The following is a 3,089-nucleotide window of genomic DNA, read 5'->3' as shown; positions in this document are numbered from 1 at the left end:
GGCGGCTCGGCGGTGGCGGTCGCGGTTGCCGTGGCGGTTGCCGTGGCGGCTGCCGTCGCGGGGGCGGGCGCGGGCTGTGGCTGCTGGGATTGTGCGTGCTGGGCCTGTGGGTGCTGGGCCTGCGCATGGGTCTGCGCCGCGGTCCGGGGCTGGGCCGGGTGCGGGTGCTGGGCCGGATGCTGGGGGGCGGGCTGGTACGGGTGCTGCTGCTGATCCCAGCCTTGGGCGTACTGGCCCTGGTGGCTCTGGTGGCTCTGGTGGCCCTGGTGCGAGTACTGGGCCTGGTGCGCCTGGTGTCCCTGCTGGGGGGCGGTGTAAGGATCCGCGTACGGCTGCTGCTGGTACTGCTGCTGCGGGTGCTGGTACTGCGGCGGCTGGGCCTGGGCGTATCCCTGCTGCTGCGGATAGCCCTCGTACCCCGGCCAGTCGCCCGGCTGCTGGGCACCCTGACCGTGGCCGCCGTTACCGCCATCGCCGCCGTAAGGATGCGCGCTCTGGTCGTATCCGCCGTAAGGAGCCTCGTACGACCCGTACGGGGGATACGGCTGCTGCGGATTCTGCGGCTGCTGCGGGTTCTGCTGGTGAGGCTCGTGGGGCTCGTTGGGCTGGTGCGGCTGGTTGCTCATGAGCTCGGGGTTCACCCTCCTGCGAACGGCGGGAGCACCTCGACCGTGCCGCCCTCGGCGAGTTGGATCGTCTTGTGGTCGCGGGTGCCGACCGGGGTTCCGTCGACCAGGAACGAACAGCGCAGCAGCACGCGCGCGAACTCCGGCCGTGCGGTGTGCCGCTCCCGGGCCACGTCCAGCGCTTCCGCCAGTGTCCGCGCGGCGTACGGCTCCTCCGCGGTACCGGCCGCGGCGCGGGCGGCGGCCCAGTACCGGATGGTCCCGGCGGGCGTGTTCTTCATCGCCATCGCGATCCCTTTCCCGTCATCTGCCGCCTCCATGATGACGGGTGCGGGCCCGCGCCATGGACCACGCGCGGTTCGTCGAAAATACGGCCGGTTCGGGGCGTGAGTCACTTAAGGTTTCGGTGTGCTGGTACGACTGATACGGGCGTATCTGAGGCCCTATACCCGAACGATCACGCTGATCGTTTTATTGCAACTGGTGCAGACCCTTGCCACCCTCTACCTCCCCGCGCTGAACGCGGACATCATCGACGGCGGAGTGGTGAAGGGCGACACCGGCTACATCGTCCGTGTCGGCGGGCTGATGATCGCCGTCACCTTTGTCCAGATCGTGTGCGCCGCGGGAGCCGTCTACTTCAGCGCCCGTACGGCCATGGCGCTCGGCCGCGATGTGCGCGCCGCCGTCTTCGACCGGGTGCAGTCCTTCTCGGCCCGTGAGATGGGCCACTTCGGGGCGCCGTCCCTGATCACCCGCACCACCAACGATGTGCAGCAGGTGCAGATGCTGTGCCTGATGTCGTTCACGCTGATGGTCTCGGCGCCGATCATGTGCGTCGGCGGTGTGGTCATGGCGCTCAACCAGGACGTTCCGCTGTCGGGGCTGCTCCTGCTCATCGTTCCGGCCCTGGGCGTGGTCGTCACGCTCATCGTCCGCCGGATGCGGCCGCTGTTCCGCCATGTCCAGGACCGCATCGACACCGTCAACCGGGTGCTGCGCGAGCAGATCACCGGTATCCGGGTCATCCGCGCCTTCGTCCGCGACACCCATGAGCGCGACCGCTTCACCACCGCCAACACCGGGCTGATGGACGTCTCGCTGCGGGCCGGGCGGCTGATGTCGCTGATGTTCCCCTCCGTGATGCTGGTGGTGAACGTCTCCAGCGTGGCCGTCGTCTGGTTCGGCGGGCACCGGATCGACAGCGGCGGGATGCAGATCGGCGCGCTGACCGCGTTCCTCAGCTATCTGGCGCAGATTCTGTCGTCCGTGATGATGGCCACCTTCATGTTCATGATGGTGCCGAGGGCCGAGGTGTGCGCCGAGCGCGTCCAGGAGGTGCTGGACACCGAGACCAGTGTCGTACCGCCCCTCGTGCCCGTCACCGCCGCGCCCGCCGACGCCGGACGGGGGCTGCTGGAGCTGCGGGGCGTGGAGTTCCGCTTCCCCGGCGCCGATGAGCCGGTGCTGCGCGATATCTCGCTGATCGCCCGGCCCGGCCGGACCACCGCCGTCATCGGCTCCACCGGCAGTGGCAAGTCGACCCTGCTCGGGCTGGTGCCGCGGCTGTTCGACGCGACCGACGGCAGCGTCCACCTCGACGGGGTGGATGTGCGCGACCTCGATCCGGAGGTGATGACCCGGAACATCGGGCTCGTCCCGCAGAAGCCGTATCTCTTCGCCGGAACCGTCGCCTCCAACCTGCGGTACGGCAATCCCGACGCCACCGACGAGGAGCTGTGGCGGGCCCTGGAGACCGCCCAGGCACGGGAGTTCGTGGAGTCCATGGAGGCCGGGCTCGACGCCCCGATCGCCCAGGGCGGGACCAATGTGTCCGGCGGGCAGCGGCAGCGGCTGGCCATCGCCCGGGCCCTGGTCCGCAGGCCGTCCGTCTACCTCTTCGACGACTCCTTCTCCGCGCTCGACTACGCCACCGACGCCCGGCTGAGGGCGGCGCTCGTGGACGAGACGGAGAACGCGACGGTCGTCATCGTCGCCCAGCGGGTGTCCACCATCCGGGGCGCCGATCTGATCGTGGTGCTCGACGCGGGGCGGATCGTCGGCGCCGGTACCCACGGCGAGCTGATGGCCGGCAACGAGACCTACCGCGAGATCGTGCTCTCCCAGCTCACCGAACAGGAAGCCGCATGAGCGACGCACACGCGGCCACCGAGCCGCAGAAGACGATGAAAGTCGCACCTCTGCGCCGCGTGGGCGACAGTCACATCAGCTACTGGCGCAGCGGGGCGAATGTAAGGGACACGGCATGAGTGGCACCTCGGCACCGCGCAGGGGCCCGGCGCCCGCCGCCGGGCCCGGCCGGTTCATGGGCGGGCAGCCGACCGAGCGGTCCCTGGACTTCCGCGGCTCCGGCCGCCGGCTGCTGGCCCGGCTGCGCCCCGAGCGCGGCATCGCGCTGCTGGTGCTCGCGCTGGGCACGGGCAGCGTCGCGCTCGCGGTGGT

The 3,089-nt window shown here is 70.3% G+C and carries 3 protein-coding genes and 2 pseudogenes; 3 read left to right on the top strand and 2 right to left on the bottom strand.

Annotated elements, in window-relative coordinates; all coding sequences use genetic code 11:
• Both KN815_RS45850 and KN815_RS45845 read right to left on the bottom strand, forming a co-directional pair.
• Positions 1-626, bottom strand: a pseudogene (locus KN815_RS45850) (hypothetical protein); the annotation flags it as partial.
• Between the two features lie 11 nt (positions 627-637).
• Entirely contained in the window at positions 638-913 is a 276-nt protein-coding gene (locus KN815_RS45845; protein ID WP_014053934.1) for a MoaD/ThiS family protein, read from the bottom strand.
• A 121-nt stretch (positions 914-1,034) separates the two neighbouring features.
• Between KN815_RS45845 and KN815_RS45840 the strand changes: the two genes are divergently transcribed.
• The 3 genes and pseudogenes from KN815_RS45840 to KN815_RS45835 form a co-directional block, all read left to right on the top strand.
• Positions 1,035-2,777, top strand: a complete 1,743-nt coding sequence (locus KN815_RS45840) for an ABC transporter ATP-binding protein (protein WP_216347715.1) — start codon at positions 1,035-1,037, stop codon at positions 2,775-2,777.
• Positions 2,774-2,896: a hypothetical protein gene (locus KN815_RS51750; RefSeq protein WP_301184707.1), complete on the top strand. Its 123-nt coding sequence runs from the start codon at positions 2,774-2,776 to the stop codon at positions 2,894-2,896. Before KN815_RS45840 ends, KN815_RS51750 begins: the two co-directional genes overlap by 4 nt.
• A pseudogene (locus KN815_RS45835) lies at positions 2,893-3,089 on the top strand (ABC transporter ATP-binding protein); the annotation flags it as partial. The gene KN815_RS51750 and the pseudogene KN815_RS45835, both read left to right, overlap by 4 nt.

The sequence above is a fragment of the Streptomyces niphimycinicus genome (genome assembly GCF_018883605.1).
GTDB classification, from domain to species: Bacteria; Actinomycetota; Actinomycetes; order Streptomycetales; family Streptomycetaceae; genus Streptomyces; species Streptomyces niphimycinicus.
Note: the sequence above shows the minus strand (reverse complement) of the source record. Positions and strands in the feature narration are given on the sequence as shown.